The organism is Actinocrinis sp. (assembly GCF_035946395.1).
Classification (GTDB): domain Bacteria; phylum Actinomycetota; class Actinomycetes; order Streptomycetales; family Catenulisporaceae; genus Actinocrinis.
The window spans coordinates 1-2,862 of record NZ_DASYZI010000177.1 but is presented as its reverse complement, the minus strand read 5'-3'; the positions used below and the strand labels follow the sequence as shown (position 1 = coordinate 2,862).

The 2,862-nt window shown below is 66.8% G+C and carries 2 protein-coding genes and 1 pseudogene; 2 read left to right on the top strand and 1 reads right to left on the bottom strand.

Annotated features, from left to right (window positions below; genetic code table 11):
• Positions 1–15: 15 nt before the first annotated feature.
• Together VGS97_RS11350 and VGS97_RS11345 are read left to right on the top strand one after the other, a co-directional pair.
• Positions 16–1,053 (top strand): ATP-binding cassette domain-containing protein, encoded by a 1,038-nt coding sequence (locus VGS97_RS11350; RefSeq protein WP_349262091.1) that lies wholly within the window; start codon positions 16–18, stop codon positions 1,051–1,053.
• Entirely contained in the window at positions 1,050–1,838 is a 789-nt protein-coding gene (locus tag VGS97_RS11345; protein ID WP_326853325.1) for an ABC transporter permease, read from the top strand. The genes VGS97_RS11350 and VGS97_RS11345 overlap by 4 nt, the downstream gene beginning before the upstream one ends.
• Here VGS97_RS11345 and VGS97_RS11340 read toward each other — a convergent pair.
• Positions 1,816–2,862: pseudogene (locus VGS97_RS11340) on the bottom strand (AfsR/SARP family transcriptional regulator); the annotation flags it as partial. The gene VGS97_RS11345 and the pseudogene VGS97_RS11340 sit on opposite strands and share 23 nt — an antisense overlap.

Genomic DNA, 2,862 nt, shown 5'->3' with positions numbered 1-2,862 from the left:
ACTGGTGCTGGCACTGTGGCTGGGCTGGCGATCACGGTGTCCGGGCTGCGTAAGTCGTTTGGCGAGAAGGTTGTGCTTGACGGCGTCGATCTTCAGGTCGCTGAGGGGACGGTTTTCTGCCTGCTGGGGCCCAACGGGGCTGGTAAGACCACTGCCGTGCGGATCCTGTCCACGTTGATACGCGCTGACGGTGGGCAGGTGCGTGTTGCGGGGCACGATCCGGGGCGTTCGCCGGACTTGGTGCGGGCTGCGATTGGGGTTACCGGGCAGTTCTCCGCGGTGGACGGGCTGCTCACCGGGCGGGAGAACCTGCTGCTGATGGCCGATCTGCATCACCTGCCTCGTGCTGCCGGGCGGGATCTGGCTGCTGATTTGCTCTCGCGCTTCGACTTGGTTGATGCGGCCGATACTCGGGTCGCCACGTACTCCGGTGGTATGCGGCGTCGGCTTGATCTGGCGATGACGCTGGTCGGGTCGCCGCGGGTGATCTTCCTCGATGAGCCGACCACCGGGCTCGACCCGCGTAGCCGACGCACGATGTGGGAGATCATCCGGGACTTGGCGGACAGCGGCGTGACGATCTTTCTCACGACGCAGTACCTGGACGAGGCCGACGAACTCGCCGATCGGATCGCAGTGCTCGACAACGGCAGGATCGTGGCCACGGGGACGGCGGCCGAGCTCAAGCGTCGGGTGCCCGGTGGGCACATCGAGCTTCGGTTCGAGTCTGCTGACGGGTTGGCTGCGGCTGTGCGCGTTCTCGACGGGGTGGGGATGGGGGCGAGTGTGGGAGTGGGCGCGGGAGTGGGGGCGGGCGCGGGTGTTGGTGTTGGTGCGGGTGCGTCTGTTGAGGACGAGTTGACGTTGCATGTGCCTGGTGACGGGAGTGTCAGTGCGCTGCGGGGGCTGCTCAACCAGCTCGACTCGGCTGCTGTCGTGGTCGAATCGCTGTCCGTGCACACTCCGGATCTTGATGATGTGTTCTTCGCTCTTACCGGGCACCCGGCGGAAAGTCAGACGGCTGGGAACGAGACTGAGGAGTCCGTACGATGAGCACCCTTTCTTACGCCACGCGCGACTCGGTGACGATGCTGCGGCGCAATCTGCTGCACACTGTGCGCTACCCCGTGACGATCCTCGTGTCCCTGATGGTGCCGGCGATGTTGTTGCTGTTGTTCGTCGGGGTGTTCGGCGGGGCGTTGGGCGCTGGGTTGGCGGCTGCGCCTGCGGGCGGCAAGTACATCGACTATGTCGTGCCGGGCATCTTGATGATGACTGTGGGCTACGGGGCTTCGTCGACGGCACTGGCCGTGAACCGGGACATGACCGAGGGGATCATCACGCGGCTGCGGACCATGGCGATCTCGCGTGGCACGGTGCTGACCGGACACGTGGGCGGGGCGCTGATCCGGACGATGGTCAGCGCTGTGCTGCTTGTCGGGGTTGCGCTGGCCATGGGGTTCCGATCCGGTGCTGGCGCCAAGCAGTGGCTTGCGGCGGCTGGGCTGATCGCGTTGCTCACGCTTGCGCTGAGTTGGCTTGCGGTGGCGATCGGGTTGGCTGCGGCCAATCCCGAGGGCACGAGCGGGTTCACGCTGCTTGTCCAGCTGTTGCCGTTTGTCAGCAGTGCATTCGTTCCGACCGGTTCGATGTCGGAGGCGGTGCGGTGGTTCGCGCACAACCAGCCGTTCACCCCGATCATCGACACCCTGCGCGGGCTGTTGATGGGCACTGCGATCGGGCACAGCGGCCTGATCGCCGTCGGCTGGTGCGTTGGGCTTGCAGTGCTCGGATATGTGTGGGCGCGGGCGTTGTTCAGGCGGGATTCGGCTCGGTGAGTGGGGTGAGTTGGGAGGGTTGGGTGAGTTGGGTGGATTGATCGCGGGCGTGTATGGCTGCGGAGGCGGCGGCACGCAGATCGTCCACGTCGAAGCCGGCGTATTCCGATACTGCTTCGGTGTACGCCGGCTTGTCGGCCTGCTCGGCGAGGCTGCGTACCCGGGCGACGGACATGGTCGGCTGAAAGCCGCAGGTGAAGCGGAAGCGCTCGGCCAGGGCGACCATTCGCGCGCCCGACGCGGTGGCGCGCGCGTCGCCGGTGCGTCGGCCGCGGTCGAGTTCGAGCACGGCCAGGGCCAACAGCAGCGCTCCACACAGCGGGAAGTCCGAGTAGGACATCGGCGAACCGTTGACGGTGTCCGCGATCAGCTTGGAGGCGGTTCGCGGCAGACGGCCGGCGAGCTGCCCGACCAGGGCGAGCCTGCCGTGCTGCGCGTGGGCGATCACGGTCATCGCCTCGATTTCGAGCATCCAGGACTGCTGGAACGGCTCGCTGCCACGAGCCGGGTTTTGCGGGTCGCGCAGGGCGTCAGAGGCCTGTCGCCACAGGCGTAGTCCGGCGTCGATGTCGCCCCGGGCCAACAGGATCTCGGCGCGCGCCGCGACGCCAAACATCGGCAGCACGGCGCCGTCGGCGTTGTGCTCGTGTCCGTTCTCGTTTTCGCGCAGGGACGAATCCAACCAGTGCTCTGCCTCGTCCACGGCGCCGCGCTGCAAGTTGGCGAGCACCATCGCGCTGCGCACACGGGCCGCGCTGGATCCGGTTTCGAACGCGTTGAGCCCCGGCAACTCGTCAAGGATCGACAACGTCGCGGCGAAGTGCTCGTGCGCCTCGTCTCCCCGGTCCAGTTCCAGGCACAGCTCGCCGATCCGGCTGTGCGTCGCGACTTCGAACCAGGGCAGTTGCCGGTCGTGACCGTCAAAGGCCGCGAGTGCGCGTTTCGCCGCTTTCAACGCGCTGTCCGGATCGTTGACGCTCTGCCATACGAAGCCGGCGACAGTGTTGGCCATGGCGGCGAGGAG

Bases quoted from the DNA above. Each gene is read 5' to 3' on its own strand.
- VGS97_RS11345 (WP_326853325.1), top strand. From the start codon at position 1,050: ATGAGCACCCTTTCTTACGCCACGCGCGACTCGGTGACGATGCTGCGG.